Origin of the sequence: Pseudomonas sp. FEMGT703P (assembly GCF_002786345.1) — a bacterium.
Lineage (GTDB): Bacteria > Pseudomonadota > Gammaproteobacteria > Pseudomonadales > Pseudomonadaceae > Aquipseudomonas > Aquipseudomonas peli.
Genome location: NZ_PGCM01000013.1, coordinates 40,912 through 58,854, shown reverse-complemented (window position 1 = coordinate 58,854; position 17,943 = coordinate 40,912). Strand labels below are relative to the sequence as shown.

The window sequence follows — 17,943 nt, the reverse complement described above, 5'->3', positions numbered from 1 at the left end:
ATACTGACGGCTACTGTCGTGGGGTCGTGGGGGATCAATCATGCTGAAATCGGCGTTGGCACTGCTGTTAGTGCTGCTGGGCACACTGGCGCAGGCCCAGAATCTGGAGATCGTGCTGCTCGATAATCAGGGCAAACCGCTGAGTGACGCCGTGCTGTGGATCGAACCCGGTCCGGCGCAAAGCCAACCCGCCACTGCAGTGATGGACCAGCAGAAGCGCCAGTTCACCCCCTATGTCCTGCCAGTACAAGTCGGCACCACGGTGAGCTTCCCCAACGCCGACCCGATCAACCATCACGTTTACTCCTTCTCGCCGGCCAAGCGTTTCGAGCTGCGCCTGCACCAGCAGAAAGCCGCACCGCAGGAGATGCGTTTCGACCAGCCTGGCCTGGTCACCCTGGGCTGCAATATCCATGACTGGATGCTCGGCTTTATCCTCGTGCTCGACACCCCCTGGTTCACCCAGACCGACAGCCAAGGCAAAACCCGCCTGGACTTCGATGCCGCCGCCGGACAAACCCTGCACATCTGGCACCCACGCATCGCCGATCCGCAGGAAGCCATGAGCCGTGCCGTACCCGGCGACGGCACGTTGACCTGGCAACTCACCGGCGCGCTGAAGCGCGACCCTCGGCCGAAAGAGCCGAAAGCGCGCCCCATGGCCAAAGATGACTACGCCTCATGACCCTGCGCGGCAAGATTCTCGGCTTCTTCCTGCTGTTGCTGCTGGCGGTCATGGTGCTGCTATTGGCACTGGTTTATCGCTCCACGTATCAACACACCCTGAGCCAGGTGGCCGGGCAGCTGAACTTCGCCCATGCAGTGCTGAGTAACGAGCTGCAAAGCCGCCGTCAGGCGCAGAGCGCCATGGCCGATCTGATCGCCAAGGACTTCACCCTGCTCGGCGAAATCGCCGACCTGATCGCCAGCCCCCAGCAGGAAGCGCAATCACTGTCCGCAGCCCTGGAATCGTTTGCCTCGCGCAGCCAGGCAAGCTTTGCCCTGGTCAGTGCGCCCGAGGGGCTGATCCTGGCTGGCACCAGTGGCGAACTGTTGCCGGGCGCGCAATTGCCCTGGAATGACCTGCTCGACACAGAAGAGGCACAGAGCAAAGAACGCCTGGTGGTGTTCGGTGAGCGGGTACTGCATATCAACGCCACGCCAATCTTCGCCCCACGGCCCAACCTGATGGGCTGGCTGCTGATGGCTTTTGAACTGGACGATCAGGCAACCGCTCACCTGGCCCGTCTCAGCGGCGCCGACGTCGCGCTGCTCGACGGCCACCCTGGGCAATACCGGGTATTGGCCAGCAACCTGCAGGCGTTGCCTCGGGCCGAGCTGGCCAGCCAGCTGCTGCCAAATGCTGAGGGCGTGTTCCGCTTCGACTTACAGGGCCTTGAGCAAGTGGCCCTGCGCGCTCCGCTAGTGGATACCAGTAGCGAACTGCAGGTGCTGCTGATGCGCTCGCTGGCCGCCGAGCTGGCTGATTACCAACCGCTGCAATGGCAGCTGGCAACCATCTTTACCATCGCCCTGCTGCTGGCCGGGCTCGGCGCGCTGTGGATTGCCAACACCGTCAGCCGGCCGCTGAGTCAGATGGTCGACAACGTGCGGCGCATCGCCAGCGGCGACTATCAGGTACCAATGGAAACGCAGGCGAGCGGCGAAGTCGGCTTACTCGCCCGCGAATTCGTCGCCATGCAGCAAGGCATTGCCGAGCGCGAAACCACCATCAGCTTTCTCGCTTACCGCGACCCGCTGACCGAACTGGCCAACCGCAACCGTTTTGTCGCCGAGCTGCAACAGGCCCTGACGCAGTGTCCGCCAGGCGCAGGTATCGCCGTGCTGCTGATGGACCTGGACAACTTCAAGGACCTTAACGACACCCTCGGTCACGACGCCGGTGACCAGCTGCTCTGCCAGCTCGCCGCACGCCTGCAGGTGCTGCTACGCCCCGGCGAGCAACTGGCGCGTCTCGGTGGTGACGAGTTTGCGCTGCTGATCAGCCCCTGCCAGCCGGGCTGGCTGATCCCTGCCGCCGAGCATTACCGCGCCGCTCTGCACGAACCATTCGCCGTACGCGGCATCAGCATGACCCTCAACGCCACGGTTGGCATCGCCCTGTATCCGGACCACGGTGAAAGCGCCGGCAGCCTGCTGCAGCATGCCGAAGTGGCGATGTACCTGGGCAAACAGCAGCGCTCGCCCTACGCCCTCTACCGCCCAGAGCTGGACCGCCACAGCCTGCTGCGCCTGGCATTGATGAGCGAATTGAAAGGTGCGGTGGAAGGCGGCCAACTCAGCCTGTATTTCCAACCGAAACTGAATATCCGTGCGCGCAGCCTGTATGGCGTGGAATGCCTGGTGCGCTGGATTCACCCGGTGCATGGGTTTATTCCGCCGGACGAATTTATCCCCTTGGCCGAACAGACCGGCAACGTTTGCGCCCTGACCCGCTGGGTGGTGCGCACAGCCGTGGCGCAGAGTCGCGCCTGGCAGGAACTGGGGCTGGCGCTGAAGACCGCGATCAATATCTCCGCACTGGATCTGGCCGATCCCGGCTTTGCTGGCTTTATCGCCGCGCAACTGGCCGCGCATGGCGTGCCGCCATCCGCCCTGATTGTGGAAATCACTGAAAGCGCGGTGATGGCCGACCCGGAACTGGCCATGGGGCAATTGCAGGAGTTGTGCGAATTGGGCGTGAAACTGTCGATCGACGACTACGGTACGGGTTACTCAAGCATGGCCCAACTCAAGCGCCTGCCGGTACATGAGCTGAAGATCGACAAGTCCTTCGTCCTCGACCTGTTGAGCAACCCCGATGACGACATCATCGTCCGTTCGACCATCGAGTTGGGCCACAACATGGGCCTGAAGATCGTCGCCGAAGGGGTGGAAACCGAGGCCATTCTCGACCGTCTGGATCAGCTCGGTTGCGATATCGCCCAGGGCTACTTGCTGAGCAAACCGCTGCCACCCGCCGCGTTTGCCAGCTGGCTGGAAAACTGCCAGTGGCACTTGCCTGTCGCAACTACTGAAGGCGCTGCTCGCCAACCGCGACCACCGGGCAATTAACGATAATCCCACTGGCTCTCACACTGACCAAGCCTTGTTCCTGCGCTTGCAACACGGCATCAGCCGAGCGCAACGGGCTGCCTGGCGTACCACTCAACCAGCGCACCTCATAGACATGCCACAACGGGCTGTAAGCCGTATCCTGGTTCTCCCCACCTAACGGCAGTGGGATAGACGGGAACACGCTGGCCTGACTGTCATCAACAAATTTGTAGACCCGATCATAAGTCGCCAACGGGTGCGGGCCGGGCTCATCGGGCAATGCATTGGCCAGCCTCGGCACATAATTGGCCTGCATCACTGTCGCCATCTGCGCATCCGAAATATCGGTGGTCAGGTAGTAAACCTGCTCACCGTTGTACCAACCCGGCAACACCGGCAGGCTCATATGAGTAACGTGCGACCGGCTACAACCGCTCAACAACGCGGCTAAAAAAAACACACCCAGCAAAGCACGCATGCACAGCTCCCTTAGACTTTTCCAGTGATCCGGCCAGTAGAGTCTGATTGTCCGGCGTTATTACAGATTCAGGCATAGCCCGCCTTGGCCCGTTGCCAACAGCGCTGCGATACAGGCATACCTGCCGCCAGTAAGCGCCTGAACAATGCAACACGCACAAAAAAGGCCGCTGCTGATCATCTTGATCAGCAGCGGCCCGGGAAAACAGTGGGGGCGCAGGTTAAAACGCGTTATCGCCAATCAACATGCCGTGCACAACCATGTAGGTCTTACGCCCGGACTGCAGAGTCAGCGGGCTGCGCTCAGCGATCACCCAGCCTTTGGCCAGCAATTTGTCGATGTGCGCCCGCAGCTCTGGCAGGTAACGTTGCTCTTGCTGAAGCGATTCCATTCTTTTCATCCTCTAGAGGACTCCTTTGCGACAGCAGCCAGGTATACCGGCCCGTTCATCCGTGAAAGCTGTCACAAAAGCATAGTGGCCTAATGCCTGTCTCTAAAGCGGCAAATGGCCACATCTCTGTAGGCATAACGCAGCAAGCAGCTATAGCGTTTGGCTTACATCACTGTTCAGTCTAGACCGCTGTCGCCGCAGTGGCAGTTTCGCCGACATGCGGTGAGCTGAACTCCAGGTAGCCGTCTTCCACCTTGCCATAGCGCAGCAGCGCCAGGTCGAGCAGATAGTTCTGGTAGAGCTTCCATGGCGCGCGATCACCCTGGGTGGGAATCTTGTCGGCGGCGCGCTGGATATAGCCGGACGCCAGATCAAGGAAGGGCGCCTCTTTAACCTTCCGCGAACTGTCACGCGGGGTGCACTGGCGCATGCCGTTGGCATCCATATGGTTGATCAGACGGCAGAAGTATTCGCTGGAGAGGTCCGCCTTGAGCGTCCAGCTGGCATTGGTGTACCCCAGTACCACTGCAGCATTGGGCAGATCACGCAGCATGATGCCGCGATAGCCCATGCTCTTGGCCGCATCGAAGGGCACCCCATCCACCACCACTTGCATGCCGCCAAACAGCTGCAATTCCAGACCGGTGGCGCTGATGATCACATCCGCTGGCAGCTCCTGGCCCGACTTTAGGCGGATGCCCTTGGCGGTGAACCCGTCGATAAATTCAGTCACCACCGAGGCCTTGCCCTGGCGTAGCACCTTGAACAGGTCGCCATTGGGCACTGCGCACACACGCTCGTCCCAGGGTTTGTAGCGCGGGCTGAAGTGACGCATGTCGAAGCCCTTGCCCAACTGATGACGCGCCAACCCGAGCAACGCCTTGCGTACCAGGTTGGGGAAGGCCTTGGACAGTTTGTAGAAGCCCAGTTGCACCGTCACATTGCGCGTGCGCGCCAGGCGGTAGACCCAGTTTTCCGGCAGGAACTTGCGCAGCACGTCGGAAATCGGATCACCCTGCGGCAGGCTCACCACATAGGTCGGTGAGCGTTGCAGCATGGTCACGTGCCTGGCCTTGTCGGTCATCGCCGGCACCAGGGTCACGGCCGTGGCGCCGCTGCCGATGACCACCACGTTCTTGCCGCTGTAATCGAAGTTTTCCGGCCACAGCTGCGGGTGGATAAAGTCGCCCTTGAATAGTTCGCGACCTTTGAACTCGGGGGTGTAGCCTGCTTCGTAGCGGTAATAGCCGGTGCACATCAGCAGATGCTGACAGCTCAGTTTGATCGGCTCCGGTTCATCGCCGCGCTGCACCTGCAGGGTCCAGGTGGCGCGCTCGCTGCACCAGTCGGCCTTGAGTACCTTGTGCTGGAAGCGGATGTGCTGCTGGATGCCGTTTTCCTCGGCCGTTTCTGCGATATAGCTGCGGATCGACGGGCCGTCAGCGATCGCCAGCGGGTTGGTCCAGGGTTTGAAGTTGTAGCCAAGGGTGAACATGTCCGAGTCGGAACGGATGCCTGGATAACGGAACAGATCCCAGGTACCGCCCAGCGCTTCCCGGCCTTCGAGGATGGCGAAGCGCTTGCCGGGGCAATGCTTCATCAGGTGATAGGCCGCACCGATGCCGGACAGGCCGGCACCAATGATCAAGACATCCAGGTGTTCGACAGACATGGGGGCTCCTCAGGCTTCTTGTTATGGCTGCAGGTCGATAGATCGACCCGTAATGCCCGCCAGATTCACCCCCAATAGCGCGTTTGTCATCCAACCTTTAGTGGTGTGATCAGGCGCAGGCTGACCACAGTTATGGCTGAAGAATGACCAGAGCGCTCAACAACCTGCCCAGCGATCAGAAACGGTCGCGCAACACCACTTCGGTGTACGGCAGTTTGCCGATACGCGGCTTGGGCTCAATGGTCTTCTTGCCTACCGCGACCATCAGGGCGATGACATGGTTTTCAGGCAGGTTGATCAACTTGCCCACCGCATCGAAATCAAAGCCGTCCATCGGGCAGGAATCCAGACCCTTGCCGCGCGCGGCGAGCATCAGGGTCTGCGCCATCAGGCCACAGCTGCGCATGGTTTCATCGCGCTGCACCTGCGGTTTGTCGCGGTAATAGGTGTCGATGGCACCGGCCATATAGGCCTGTACTTCTTGCGGAGCGCCTTCCCAGACGCGGCCGACATCCTGCTGCCAGCTGTCGAGTTTGGCGCAGACCACCACCAGCATCGAGGCGTCGGTCACCTGCGCCTGGCCCCAAGCCACGTCACGCAGCTGCTGGCGCAGTGCGGGATCGCTGACTTCAACCAAACGCACGTGCTGCAGGTTGAACGCTGAAGGTGCGAGCAACGCCAGTTGCAGCAGCTCATCCTTCTCGGCATCACTCAGGGTAAATGCCGGGTCATAGCCTTTGACGGCGCGGCGGCTGCGGATGGCTTCGTCGATATGCATGGGGGATCCTTATATGCAGGTGTGAAAGAGAGCAATGCTAGGCACTTGCCGGGCGTAACGCCAAACGCCTTTACCGATAACAATGATCGATACAGACGATTCTAGGCGGCCGCCTGTTAAAATCGCCGCCTCGCCAAATTGACCACAGCCCATGACACCAGCCGCACTCATGACCCTCCAGCAACACCTGCTCGACGCCCTAACTGCGCCGCCCAGTGAAACCCGCCGGCTGTTTCACGGCAGAGGCCGCTGCTGGCCGGGGCTGGAACAGATCACCGTGGATTGGTTGCAAGGCGTGCTGCTGGTGGCGCTGTTCAAGCCGGTGAGCGATACCGAACTGGCCGCACTGCAGCAGATGCTGCTCGACCTCGGGCAATCTAACGCCTGGCAGCAAAGTGGCGCGCACAGCCTGTTGCTGCAACAGCGCTACCTGCCAGAAAGCCCCACGCAATGGCTACTGGGCGAACCGGTTGAGCACTGGGATATCTGTGAGCACGGCCTGCACTACCGCCTCGATCTGGGCAAAAAGCAAAACAGCGGGCTGTTTCTCGATATGCGCTATGGCCGTCAATGGGTACAGGCGCAGGCAGCGGGCAAGCGCGTGCTCAACCTATTCGCCTACACCTGCGGGTTTTCCGTGGCTGCACTGGCCGGCGGCGCGCATCAGGTGGTCAATCTGGACATGGCCAGAGCAGCACTCAGCCGTGGCCGCGATAATCATCGGCTGAACCAGCACGACCTCAGCCAGGTGGTATTTCTCGGCCACGACCTGTTCAAATCCTGGGGCAAGGTGGCCAAGTACGGTCCTTATGACCTGATCATCATCGACCCACCATCGTTTCAGCGCGGCAGTTTCGTGCTGAGCAAGGACTACCCGAAGGTGCTGCGCCGCCTGCCCGAATTGTTGAGTGCAAACGGAACGGTACTGGCCTGCAGCAATGAGCCGGAAATCGGCCCCGATTACCTGATCCAGGCCATGGCCGCTGAAGCATCAAGCCTGCACTTCAGCGAACGCCTGGACAACCCGCCAGAGTTTCCCGACAGCCAGCCAGACAGCGCCCTCAAGGCCCTGGTGTTTCAGCGGCACTGAACCCGCTCGCAGGGCGCCGGCTAAGGACGATATTGCCTGTTGCTGGCTGGTCTACAGTTAGGCGACCACCCCTCGCGAGATCGCCGCAATGACGCTAAAAATCCTTGGCCTTGCCCTTTCCGCCACGCTGTTACTGACCGCTTGCGCCAGCAGCACACCGCAACCGTCGCAGTATTCGGGCTTCCTCAGTGATTACTCACAGCTACAGCCCGCACAGTCGGCCAGCGGCGCGCCGGTGATGCGCTGGGTATCACCGGACTTTAAGCCCGAGAACTACCGCTCAGTATTGGTCGAGCGGCCAGTGTTTTACCCCGCACCGACGCCCACTGCCCAAGTTAGCCAGCAGACCTTGGACAGCATTGCCCTCTACTTGCAGCAGGCCATACGCCTTGAACTGGCTGGACGATTCAAGGTTGTCGAATATGCCGACCGTGACACCCTGGTACTGCGCTCAGCCATAACCGCGGTCAACCTGTCGCCGGAAGGGCTGAAAGTCTATGAAGTGGTGCCGATTGCCCTGGTTGCCGCGGCCGCCAGCACCGCCGCCGGTACTCGCGATCTCAACAGCAGCATTTATGTTGAGCTGGAAGCCATCGACGGGCGCAACAGCCAGCCGATGACCCGCGTGATACGCAAGGGCCATGGCCTGCAGCTGGAAAACGACAGCACTCAGCTCAACCTCAAGGACATCAAGCCGGCGCTGGATGAGTGGGCCAAAGATGCGCGCAACTTCAAACCCTAAGGTCTGACGGCTTAGGCAAATACAAAGTATTTGCGCACCGTCTCGACCACCTCCCAGGTGCCTTTCATCCCGGGCTCGACGATAAAAATGTCGCCGGCCCGCAGATGAATCGGCGCCTGCCCCTCAGGGGTGATGATGCAGTAACCCTCCTGGAAGTGGCAGTACTCCCATTTTTCATAGGCCACCTGCCATTTACCGGGCGTGCAGATCCAAGTGCCCATTATCTTGCTGCCGTCCGCCGAGGTGTAGGCGTTGAGGTTGACGGTGTGAGGCTCGCCGGCGATGCGCGTCCACTTGCAGGCATCCAGCAGCGGAATCGGCTGGGTATCACGCAGTACGGTAATCGGTGACATGAGTGGCTCCTAAGGTCGGTATAACATCACCCGCAGCCTACGGCCGCCCACCTGTCGCGACTGTCCTGAGGTCGACCTGCAACTGCCTGGAAGCGCAGCCCCTCCACTCAGGCCGACGTACCAACCGCGTGCTACTTTGAAGAGGGCCTGTTGGCTTATTCAGCCGTTTGCCCGATCCGGAGATGCTCTATGTCCAGTCTTTACCGCTTGGTCACCCGCAGTGATTTTGACGGCCTGGTGTGCGCCGCCCTGCTCAAACACCTGAACCTGATCGACGACATCCTCTTCGTCCACCCCAAAGACATGCAGGACGGCAAAGTGGCGATCACCAGTCACGACATCACCACCAACCTGCCGTATGTCCCTGGCTGCCACCTGGCCTTTGACCATCACCTCAGCGAGACCCTGCGTAACCAACCGGCGAGCAATCATCTGATTGATGCCGATGCGCCTTCCGCAGCCAGGGTGGTGTGGAAGCACTACGGCGGTCACGACGCATTCCCACGGGACTGGGACGAAATGATGGAGGCCGTGGACAAGGCAGACGCCGCACAATTCAGCCGCGAGGACATCCTCGACCCACAGGGCTGGGAGCTGCTGAGCTTTATCATGGATGCGCGCACCGGCCTCGGCCGCTTCCGTGATTTCCGTATTTCCAATTACCAACTGATGATGCAGCTGATCGACTTCTGCCAGACCCACGGCATCAATGAAATTCTCCAGCTGCCCGATGTTGAAGAGCGTGTGGCGCTGTACCTGGATCACCAACGCGAGGCCAAAGCACAGATCCAGCGCTGTGCCACGGTCTACCACAACTTGGTGGTGCTTGATCTGCGCAATGAAGAAACGATCTACGCGGTCAACCGCTTCGTCATCTATGCCCTCTATCCGCAGTGCAATATCTCGATCCACGTGATGTGGGGCGTTAAACAGCAGAACACCGTGTTCGCCATCGGCAAATCGATCCTCGACCGCAGCTCCAACACCAATGTCGGCGAGCTCTGCCTGAGCTACAACGGCGGCGGCCATGCCAATGCCGGCACTTGCCAGCTGGCCAACGAGGACGCTGAAGCCGCTTTGCGCGAGCTGATTGCCGAAATCACTGCCGACGGTTAGGCAGCACGATGTCCTAAGCAGGCTGGGCGTAGCCTCTGCTAGAGGGTTAAGCTGTGCCCTATGAGCACAGTACCTTTTATCACGCCGCTTGAGTCCAGCCGCACGGATGCGCCTTCTGGGTTGCGCATCGGCGGCGACTGGACACTCGCTCACTACGCCGACCTGGAAGCCCAGGTTCGGCAACTGCACGGCACATTGAGCAGCACCGCCAGCGTCGACTTGCAAAGCCTTGGCGCTCTGGACACTGCGGGTGCTGCCTTGTTGGTGGAGTTGCTCGGGAGTCAGCGCTTAGCGCAACTGGCTCAGGACGCGCCAGGACTGCCCAGCGAGCGCCGCGCCCTGTTGCAAACCGTGGGCACAGCGATTGCCGACGCCGGCGATGCGCTGTCCAGCAAACACATCCCCGCCTGGCGTGAATTCTTCGGGCAGATCGGGCAGGCCGTCGATGAGCTCTGGCAACAAGGCATCGCCCTGCTCGGCTTTATCGGCATGACCCTGGCGGCGATGTTCGCCATCCTTCTGCGCCCCGGCCGCTGGCGCATCACCTCACTGGTCGCGCATTTGCAGCAGAGCGGCCTGAATGCCGTACCCATCGTCGCCCTGCTGACGTTTCTGGTCGGCGCGGTGGTGGCCTTTCTCGGCGCGACGGTGCTCGCCGACTTTGGCGCGAGCATCTATACGGTCGACCTGGTGGCGTTTTCCTTCCTGCGTGAATTTGGCGTGCTGCTCACCGCCATTCTGATGGCCGGGCGCACCGCCAGCGCCTTTACCGCGCAGATCGGCTCGATGAAGGCCAACGAGGAAATTGACGCCATCCGCACCCTGGGCCTGAGCCCCATGGAGCTGTTGGTATTGCCGCGGGTATTCGCCCTGCTGATCGCCCTGCCGATCCTCACCTTTATCGCCATGCTCAGCGGCATCCTTGGCGGCGCGGTGGTCTGCGCCCTGAGCCTGGATATCTCACCGGCCATGTACTTAGCCATGCTGCAGGAAAATATCGCCCTCAAGCACTTCCTGGTGGGCATGGCCAAGGCGCCGATCTTTGCCTTCCTGATTGCCGTGATCGGCTGCCTGGAGGGCTTCAAGGTCACTGGCAGCGCGCAGTCAGTGGGCGAGCGCACCACCTCCAGCGTGGTCCAGTCGATTTTCGTGGTGATCGTACTGGATGCCCTGGCGGCGCTGTTTCTGATGGAGATGGGCTGGTGAAGGGCGAAGCGATTATCGAAGTGCGCAACCTGGTCAACCGCTTCGGCGCGCAGACCGTGCACCAGGACCTGGCGCTGGACCTGTATCGCGGCGAAGTGCTCGGTGTGGTCGGCGGCTCAGGCACGGGTAAATCAGTGCTGCTGCGCAGCATTCTCGGCCTGCGCCGCGCCAACTCCGGCACCGTGCGGGTGTTCGGTGAAGAACTGCTGAGCCTGCCTCCCGAGCGCCGCTCGCAGCTGGAACGGCGGTTTGGTGTGCTCTACCAGCGCGGTGCGCTGTTCTCCTCGCTGACGGTGACCGAAAACACCGCCTTGCCGCTGATCGAACATGCCGGCCTCACGCGCGCCGCCGCCGAACGTCTGGCTCAGGTCAAGCTGGCACTGGTCGGTCTGCCACGTGGCGCGGGCGACAAATACCCGACCGAACTGTCCGGCGGCATGATCAAACGCGCGGCTCTGGCCCGCGCCCTGGCCCTGGAGCCGGACATCCTGTTTCTCGACGAACCCACCGCAGGGCTCGACCCGATTGGCGCGGCGGCCTTCGACCAATTGATCCTGACCCTGCGCGACGCCCTTGGGCTCAGCGTGTTTCTGGTCACCCATGACCTCGACACCCTCTACACCATCTGTGATCGGGTGGCCGTACTGGCGGAAAAACGCGTGCTGGTGGCCGACCGCTTGGACGTGGTAGCCGCCACCGACAACCCTTGGATTCACGAGTATTTTCACGGCCCGCGCGGACGCGCAGCCGAACAGGCCGCCAGCGGCGCGCCAGGGAGCAACTGAATGGAACCGCGTGCCCACCACGTGTTGATTGGCCTGTTTACTGTGCTGATGGTTGCCGCGGCCTTGGGCTTTGCCCTGTGGCTGAGCAAGGCCAGCTCGGACCAGGAAACCCACGACTTTGACGTGATCTTTAACGAAGCGGTCAGCGGTCTGTCGGCCGGCAGCGCGGTGCAGTACAGCGGCATCAAGGTCGGCGACGTGATCAGCCTGCGTCTCGACCCGAACGATCCGCGCAAGGTTCGCGCGCACATCCGCGTCAACGCCAACACACCGATCAAACAGGACACCCGCGCTCGCCTGTCGATCACCGGGATCACCGGCGCCTCACTGATCCAGTTGCACAGCGGCACCCCGGAAAGCCCGGCATTGGAAGGCAAGAACGACCAACTGGCGGAAATCATCGCCGATCCATCGCCGCTGACCCGCCTGATGTCCAACGGTGAAGACCTGGTTGTCAGCGTCACCCGCCTGCTCGACCGCGCCAATCAGCTGTTCTCGCACGAAAACATCGGGCGTATTTCCCGCACCCTGGACAACATCGAACAAACCAGCGCCAGCGTGGCTGAACAGCGCGACGAACTGCGCCAGGCCCTGCAACAGATGACCCGCGCCAGCCAGGAGGCCACTGACTTGATGCGCAACGCCAACCAGCTGCTCAGCGGCCCAGGCCACGACGCGGTCAACAGCGCCAATCGTCTGATGGCCTCATTGGAGCGCAGCAGCAGCAGCGTCGAACGCTTGTTAGCGGATAACCACAGCACCCTTAACAACGGCATGCAAGGCATCGGCGAACTGGGCCCGACCATTGTCGAACTGCGCGAAACCCTCAGCGCCCTGCGTTCCTTCGCCCGCCGCCTGGAAGAAGACCCGGCCGGCTACCTGCTGCGCAGTGACACCATCAAGGAGTTTCAACCATGAGTCGTCTTCGCCTGCTCGCCGCCCTGCTGCTGATCGGCAACCTGGCCGCCTGCTCGGTCTTGCCGAAAAGCCAGGTGCTGAGCATCTACCGCCTGCCGGCCAGCAGCCTGCCCAGCCATGACGCCAGCACCGATTGGGCGTTGCGGGTGAACAAGCCCTACAGCAGCCAGCTGCTCGACAGCACGCGGATTGCCGTGTTGCCGCCGGGTGACCAGATCAGCGCCTACCAGGGTGTGCGCTGGAGCGACCGCGCACCACTGCTACTGCGCGACCGGTTAATTGACGCCTTCCTCGACGACGGCCGCCTCAAGGCGGTGAGCAGCGATGAAAGCCGCCTGCAGGCCGACCTGGAGCTGGACGGCGACCTGCGCGCCTTCCACAGCGAATACCAGAACGGCCGCCCAGCCGCGCGCATCCTATTCGAAGCCCGCCTGGTGCAGAGTGGCAGCCTGCGCATCCTCGCCAGCCGGCGTTTTGAAGTCAGCCAGGCGGCCAGCGACACCTCGGTGCCGGCGGTGGTCAACGCCTTTGGCCAGGCCGGCGACCAACTGGCCCGCGAGGTGCTGGAGTGGACCCTGACCCAAGGTCAGACCGCGCAGCAAAAATGAACTGAGTTGTTCCAGCGAGGGGCGAACCATGGACAAATTTATGCAAGCGGCCATCGACGAAGCCCGCCAGGGCCTGGCCGAGGGCGGCATCCCAATCGGCTCGGTGCTGGTGCACAACGGCCAGATTATCGGCCGTGGCCATAACCGTCGCGTGCAACAAGGCAGCGCCATCCGCCATGGTGAAATGGACGCCCTGGAAAACGCCGGCCGGCAAAGCGCGCAGACCTACCGCGAGTCAGTGCTCTACACCACCCTTTCACCCTGCGCGATGTGCAGCGGCGCAATCCTGTTGTATGGCATCCCCAAGGTGATCATCGGCGAGAACCAGACCTTCCTCGGCGAAGAAGCGTTGCTGCGCGAGCGCGGCGTGCAGCTCGATGTGCTGCACAACAACGAATGCCTGCACCTGATGCAGGCCTTTATCGCCGCACAACCGACGCTGTGGAACGAGGATATTGGCGAGTAGCGGCTAGCCGCGCTGGGCGATCAGCCACTCGCGCACTGCCGCATAGGGGTAGGCGTCCAACGCAGCAAAGCCACTGAACTGACGCGCTTTGAGCTTGGTGAACAGCGGCACGCTGATGCCACAGAGGTAGCGCGTCAGGCATTCAGTGCTCGGCTCAACGCCCTTGAGTTCCTGATGCTTGCGCACAAAACCGTCACAGAGTGCCTGCATATCCAGCTCCGCCAGCGGCGGCAACGCTGGCGGCTCGGGTAGCAGGGCAACCTGCCCCCGGCACACAGAACAATGCCCACACTGCTGCGGCGCGTTGGCGTCACCGAAATAGGCGGCCAAACGCTGACTCAGGCACTGCTCGCTGGCAAACAGCGCGAGCATGGCGTGAATCCGGCTGATCTCGCTGGCCTCCTGCTGGCTGAAATAGCCATGCAGTTCGACGCTCAAGGCCGCCGGATCGAAGCCGGGGTCGAGCAGCGCGTAGACCTCAGTCATCTGCTTGCTTTCCAATTCGACCCAACCCTTTTCCTGGAAGTAATCCAGGGCTTTGATCACCCGACCGCGCTCGGCCTGATGCTGCTGGTAGAGCTGGTCGAAATCCACCGTGCACCAGGTACGGGCGCGCTGCGAGGTGCTGATCAATGCCTCGACAAACTGCCGCCGCTCGCCCTCAAACTTCTCCAGCAGCGCTTCGGGCTCAAGGAGGAATTTGAAACGATATTCGGCGAAATAGGCGTAACGCGGGGCGATGATGCCGCGTAGCTCCAACTGCACCAGCAGGGTTTTCAGCGGCAGCTGGCGGATATTGCTCTGCTCGGAGAGCTGGTTAAGCATCAGCTCCCATTCGCCGTTATCACTTTCACTCAGCAGCTTATCGAGCACACAACGAATGCCGTCCAGCTCCGGCGTATCGCCATAAACAAAGTTTTCCAGCACGTTGAGGCTGTCGCGATTGGCCAGCACCAGGCAGTCGGAGGGCTGGCCATCGCGCCCAGCGCGACCGATCTCCTGGCTGTAATTCTCGATGGATTTTGGCAGGTCGAAGTGCAGCACATTGCGGATATCGGCCTTGTCGATGCCCATGCCGAAGGCGATGGTGGCGACGATGCAGTTGATCGTCCCGGCCATAAACTGACGCTGAATCGCCTCGCGCGCCTCATGCGGCATACCGGCGTGGTAGGCACTGGCAGCAATGCCCCGCTGGCTCAGGCGCGTGGCCACTTGCTCAGCAGTTTTCTGCTGGGTGACGTAAACGATGCTTGGCTGCCCGGCTTTGGCATCCAACCACTGCTCCAGACGACGCTGCTTGTCGGCGCCGCCGACTGGCTCGACTAGCAGGTTGAGGTTGGCGCGGTAGAAACCGGTGGTGACCACATCATCAGCGGCGATGGCAAACTTCTGCTGCATATCGGCAATCACCGGCGGCGTGGCCGTGGCAGTGAGCAGCAGCACCTGCGGGATGCCGAACTGGCGCTGATAGTCCGGCAGTTTGAGGTAATCCGGGCGGAAGTTATGGCCCCACTCGGAGATGCAATGAGCCTCGTCAATCACCAGCAACGAGATCGGCACCTGGCCGATAAAGTTGCGAAAGCGCTCGTTCTTCAGCCGTTCGACCGAGATCATCAGAATTTTCAGCTCGCCGGATTTCGCCCGGCTCATCACCGCGCTGGCCTCCTCGCGACTTTGCGCCGAATCGATACTGGCGGCGCTGATGCCGCGGCCATGCAGGAACGCCAGCTGGTCCTGCATTAACGCCAGCAAGGGTGAGACCACCAGGGTCAGATGCGGCAGATGCAACGCCGGCAGCTGATAACACAACGACTTGCCCGAACCGGTGGGGAAGATCGCCGCCGCCGAACGTCCGGCGAGCACGGCCGTGACCACACGCTCCTGACCGGGGCGCAATTGCTTGAAGCCGAACACACGTTCCAGGGTACTCATGGCTGTCACTCCATTGACCGCCGCGGCGGTAAACAATGATTAATTCCTACAGGTCGCACCGCTATTGCCAATCCAACTAACACGACGGGCAACACAGGCGTACATTCAAACCATGCCAATAAAAAGGAGATGAGTATGCAGGTATCTGGTTTCAGCGGCAGCTTGCCGGTTATCCACTAGATCGCTCACCACCCAGGCCAGATGGCCGCGCAGCAAAGACCCCGGCGGAACCGGAGTAGCTGATGCGAACCACAGGCCGATGCGCAGTCTGGCGGGAAACTCAGGTTCGCCGTTAGGTGTGCCAAACCATGGCCCTAACGCCGCCACACAACTCGAAAGCACCAGCGGCCACCCGCGACATATCGACACCTACCTGGCACTCGCCAGTCATGCTGAAGTCGACAGTCGCAGGCAAAGGCCCTGGATATCGCCTGAGTTGCCAACCCGGTTAGCGCTGTGGCCTGAGACAGCCATACAGCAACAGCCAAGGCCGTGCAGAGCGGCCACCTGAGCAAGAGTGCAACGCGCGACACCCGCAAACGTGCCTGATCTGCTAGCAGATACGCACCCAAAGCCGCCTCCGGGCGGCTTTTCCGTTTCTTACTGTGCCTGCCAGTGCACCGCAAGAGGGGCTTTAGCCGCGACAACTCGCTCATTAACGAAAGTTCGCCGCTAAAGCGCCTCCTACAGATTGATGCTTAATTTCCCATGCATAAAAAAACCGCCGATTTCGGCGGTTTTTTCAACGCGGCAGTTACAACTTAAAGCTGCGGGCCGGCGTTCTTGATGGCATCGCTGACATCGAACTTCTTGAAGTTCTCGATGAACAGACCGGCCAGGCCTTTGGCGGCTTCGTCGTAGGCGTTCTTGTCTTCCCAGGTGTTGCGTGGGTTGAGCAGATTGGTTTCAACGCCCGGTACCGACTTCGGCACGCTCAGGTTGATGATCGGCAGCAGCTCGGTCTCGGTACCAATCAGCGCACCGCTCTGAATCGCTGCAATCACGCCACGGGTAGTCGGGATGTTGAAGCGCTTGCCAACACCGTAGCCACCGCCGGTCCAGCCAGTGTTGACCAGGTAGACCTTGGAGCCGAAGCCGCGGATACGCTTGATCAGCAGTTCAGCGTATTCACCAGCTGGACGCGGGAAGAATGGCGCACCGAAGCAGGTTGAGAAGGTCGACTTGATGCCGCCGCCCGAACCCATTTCGGTGGACCCGACCAGCGCGGTGTAACCGGAGAGGAAGTGGTAAGCCGCTTGCTCTTCGTTGAGGATCGACACCGGCGGCAGTACGCCAGTCAGGTCGCAGGTGAGGAAGATCACGGCGTTCGGCTCACCGCCGAGGTTCTTCTCGCTGCGCTTCTCGACCAGCTCCAGCGGGTAAGCCGCGCGGCTGTTCTGGGTCAGGCTGTCGTCGGCGTAGTTCGGTACGCGGTTCTCATCGAGCACCACGTTTTCCAGCACGGCGCCAAACTGGATGGCTTTCCAGATCACCGGCTCGTTCTTCTCGGACAGGTCGATGCACTTGGCATAGCAACCGCCTTCGATGTTGAACACCACGCCCACGCCCCAGCCGTGCTCGTCGTCGCCGATCAGGTAGCGGCTTTCGTCGGCCGAGAGGGTGGTCTTGCCGGTGCCGGACAGACCGAAGAACAGGGTCACGTCGCCTTCTTCACCGATGTTGGCCGCGCAGTGCATCGGCAGCACGTCGGCGTCCGGCAGCAGGAAGTTCTGCACGCTGAACATGGCTTTCTTCATTTCACCGGCGTAACGCATGCCGGCGATCAGGACTTTCTTGGCGGCGAAGTTGAGGATCACGCAGCCATCGGAGTTGGTGCCGTCACGCTCCGGTACGCACTCGAAGTTGGCAACGTTGAGCACTTGCCACTCGTCTTTGCCAGCCGGGTTGTACTGCTCCGGATTGATAAACAGGCAACGGCCGAACAGGTTCTGCCAGGCAGTGGCGGTGGTCATTTTGACCGGCAGGTAGTGCGCGTCGGCAGAACCTACATGAACGTAGGACACGAAGCTGTCCTGCGCGTCGGAGAACGCTTGTACGCGGTCCCACAGGGCATCGAACTTGTCAGCCGGGAACGGACGGTTGATTGCGCCCCAGGCGATTTTCGCCTCGGTGCTCGGCTCTTGCACGATGAAGCGATCAGCCGGCGAACGACCAGTGCGATGGCCTGTGCGTACGACCAGCGAGCCGTTGGCGGCCAGCTCGCCTTCACCGCGACGAAGAGCTTCTTCGACCAGTTGGGCAGCGCTGATGTCGGTGTACACGGCGTTGTTGGCTTGCGTCATGTGGGTCCCCGTCGGCCACGTGGCCGAGTCTTCCGAACGTTTTGTAGT

General features: G+C 61.3%; 17 protein-coding genes. 10 read left to right on the top strand and 7 right to left on the bottom strand.

From position 1 onward, the window contains the following. The first annotated feature begins 40 nt into the window (after positions 1 to 40). Together CUR33_RS19570 and CUR33_RS19565 are read left to right on the top strand one after the other, a co-directional pair. The gene (locus tag CUR33_RS19570) at positions 41 to 685 is read left to right on the top strand and encodes a methylamine utilization protein (protein WP_289240675.1); all 645 of its coding nucleotides are present in this window, start codon (positions 41 to 43) and stop codon (positions 683 to 685) included. Beyond that, on the top strand, positions 682 to 3,075 hold the full coding sequence (locus CUR33_RS19565) for a putative bifunctional diguanylate cyclase/phosphodiesterase (RefSeq protein ID WP_289240674.1): 2,394 nt from the start codon (positions 682 to 684) through the stop codon (positions 3,073 to 3,075). The genes CUR33_RS19570 and CUR33_RS19565 overlap by 4 nt, the downstream gene beginning before the upstream one ends. Here the strand turns inward: CUR33_RS19565 and CUR33_RS19560 are convergent. The 4 genes from CUR33_RS19560 to CUR33_RS19545 all read right to left on the bottom strand — a co-directional run bounded on the left by CUR33_RS19560 (position 3,032) and on the right by CUR33_RS19545 (position 6,376). Further along, positions 3,032 to 3,535: a DUF7482 domain-containing protein gene (locus CUR33_RS19560; protein ID WP_160085882.1), complete on the bottom strand. Its 504-nt coding sequence runs from the start codon at positions 3,533 to 3,535 to the stop codon at positions 3,032 to 3,034. The genes CUR33_RS19565 and CUR33_RS19560 overlap by 44 nt on opposite strands. A gap of 220 nt (positions 3,536 to 3,755) precedes the next feature. After that, complete coding sequence (locus tag CUR33_RS19555) at positions 3,756 to 3,926, bottom strand: hypothetical protein (protein WP_167143638.1); 171 nt, start codon at positions 3,924 to 3,926, stop codon at positions 3,756 to 3,758. 181 nt (positions 3,927 to 4,107) lie between these two features. After that, entirely contained in the window at positions 4,108 to 5,598 is a 1,491-nt protein-coding gene (locus CUR33_RS19550) for a flavin-containing monooxygenase (protein WP_289240673.1), read from the bottom strand. 175 nt (positions 5,599 to 5,773) lie between these two features. Next, on the bottom strand, positions 5,774 to 6,376 hold the full coding sequence (locus tag CUR33_RS19545; RefSeq protein WP_289240672.1) for a nitroreductase family protein: 603 nt from the start codon (positions 6,374 to 6,376) through the stop codon (positions 5,774 to 5,776). A gap of 151 nt (positions 6,377 to 6,527) precedes the next feature. On the opposite strand from CUR33_RS19545, the gene CUR33_RS19540 reads away from it, so the two are divergent. Together CUR33_RS19540 and CUR33_RS19535 are read left to right on the top strand one after the other, a co-directional pair. Then, positions 6,528 to 7,466 carry a class I SAM-dependent methyltransferase gene (locus CUR33_RS19540; protein ID WP_289240671.1) on the top strand — a complete coding sequence of 313 codons (939 nt, stop codon included), beginning with the start codon at positions 6,528 to 6,530 and terminating at the stop codon, positions 7,464 to 7,466. 88 nt (positions 7,467 to 7,554) lie between these two features. Beyond that, positions 7,555 to 8,208, top strand: a complete 654-nt coding sequence (locus tag CUR33_RS19535; protein WP_289240670.1) for a DUF3313 domain-containing protein — start codon at positions 7,555 to 7,557, stop codon at positions 8,206 to 8,208. An 11-nt stretch (positions 8,209 to 8,219) separates the two neighbouring features. Here the strand turns inward: CUR33_RS19535 and CUR33_RS19530 are convergent, their stop codons facing one another. Next, a complete protein-coding gene (locus tag CUR33_RS19530; RefSeq protein ID WP_090250378.1) occupies positions 8,220 to 8,561 on the bottom strand; it encodes a cupin domain-containing protein in 342 nt (113 codons plus the stop codon). A 189-nt stretch (positions 8,562 to 8,750) separates the two neighbouring features. Between CUR33_RS19530 and CUR33_RS19525 the strand changes: the two genes are divergently transcribed. From CUR33_RS19525 to CUR33_RS19500, 6 genes are read left to right on the top strand one after another with little or no spacing between them, the layout of a single operon-like run. Beyond that, positions 8,751 to 9,677, top strand: a complete 927-nt coding sequence (locus tag CUR33_RS19525) for an exopolyphosphatase (RefSeq protein WP_289240669.1) — start codon at positions 8,751 to 8,753, stop codon at positions 9,675 to 9,677. Between the two features lie 60 nt (positions 9,678 to 9,737). After that, a complete protein-coding gene (locus tag CUR33_RS19520; RefSeq protein WP_167143653.1) occupies positions 9,738 to 10,883 on the top strand; it encodes an MlaE family ABC transporter permease in 1,146 nt (381 codons plus the stop codon). Next, positions 10,880 to 11,668 (top strand): ABC transporter ATP-binding protein, encoded by a 789-nt coding sequence (locus CUR33_RS19515; RefSeq protein WP_160085895.1) that lies wholly within the window; start codon positions 10,880 to 10,882, stop codon positions 11,666 to 11,668. The genes CUR33_RS19520 and CUR33_RS19515 overlap by 4 nt, the downstream gene beginning before the upstream one ends. Then, the gene (locus tag CUR33_RS19510) at positions 11,669 to 12,586 is read left to right on the top strand and encodes an MlaD family protein (RefSeq protein ID WP_170048631.1); all 918 of its coding nucleotides are present in this window, start codon (positions 11,669 to 11,671) and stop codon (positions 12,584 to 12,586) included. Then, positions 12,583 to 13,194 carry an ABC-type transport auxiliary lipoprotein family protein gene (locus CUR33_RS19505; protein ID WP_289240668.1) on the top strand — a complete coding sequence of 204 codons (612 nt, stop codon included), beginning with the start codon at positions 12,583 to 12,585 and terminating at the stop codon, positions 13,192 to 13,194. The genes CUR33_RS19510 and CUR33_RS19505 overlap by 4 nt, the downstream gene beginning before the upstream one ends. 28 nt (positions 13,195 to 13,222) lie before the next feature. Further along, positions 13,223 to 13,660: a nucleoside deaminase gene (locus CUR33_RS19500; protein WP_289240667.1), complete on the top strand. Its 438-nt coding sequence runs from the start codon at positions 13,223 to 13,225 to the stop codon at positions 13,658 to 13,660. A gap of 3 nt (positions 13,661 to 13,663) precedes the next feature. On the opposite strand, the gene CUR33_RS19495 is transcribed toward CUR33_RS19500, so the two are convergent. Both CUR33_RS19495 and CUR33_RS19490 read right to left on the bottom strand, forming a co-directional pair. Next, on the bottom strand, positions 13,664 to 15,592 hold the full coding sequence (locus CUR33_RS19495; RefSeq protein ID WP_289240666.1) for a RecQ family ATP-dependent DNA helicase: 1,929 nt from the start codon (positions 15,590 to 15,592) through the stop codon (positions 13,664 to 13,666). Positions 15,593 to 16,353: 761 nt separating this feature from the next. After that, complete coding sequence (locus tag CUR33_RS19490) at positions 16,354 to 17,895, bottom strand: phosphoenolpyruvate carboxykinase (protein ID WP_090250397.1); 1,542 nt, start codon at positions 17,893 to 17,895, stop codon at positions 16,354 to 16,356. Positions 17,896 to 17,943: the final 48 nt, after the last annotated feature.